This is a genomic window from Pseudomonas sp. DVZ6 (genome assembly GCF_024259445.1).
Lineage (GTDB): Bacteria > Pseudomonadota > Gammaproteobacteria > Pseudomonadales > Pseudomonadaceae > Aquipseudomonas > Aquipseudomonas peradeniyensis.
Genome location: NZ_JANCLM010000121.1, coordinates 1 through 371, shown reverse-complemented (window position 1 = coordinate 371; position 371 = coordinate 1). Strand labels below are relative to the sequence as shown.

The following is a 371-nucleotide window of genomic DNA, read 5'->3' as shown; positions in this document are numbered from 1 at the left end:
TTTTCGCTCATTGCTGAGCAGAACTCACAAATTTTACCTTAGCCTGAATAACCAGCAGTGAAACTGGCATTCAGTCTATCTATCACATATCCGAATTTTTAAAGAACGATCTGACAAAAGTCAGAAATCAACACTCATTGCCGAATGTTCATTTCTAAGTTCTGATCAAGTAGACACAACAGAAAGTGGTGGAGCCAAGCGGGATCGAACCGCTGACCTCCTGCGTGCAAGGCAGGCGCTCTCCCAGCTGAGCTATGGCCCCGCATATTGGTAGGTCTGGGCAGATTTGAACTGCCGACCTCACCCTTATCAGGGGTGCGCTCTAACCAACTGAGCTACAGACCTATATAGGGTCTTGATCGTCTTCACAT

At 46.9% G+C, this 371-nt stretch carries 2 tRNA genes; both read right to left on the bottom strand.

Going from position 1 to position 371, the window contains the following annotated elements:
• Positions 1-186: 186 nt before the first annotated feature.
• Positions 187-262, bottom strand: a tRNA-Ala gene (locus NMG10_RS25905).
• Positions 263-268: 6 nt separating this feature from the next.
• Positions 269-345, bottom strand: a tRNA-Ile gene (locus NMG10_RS25900).
• Positions 346-371 lie beyond the last annotated feature (26 nt).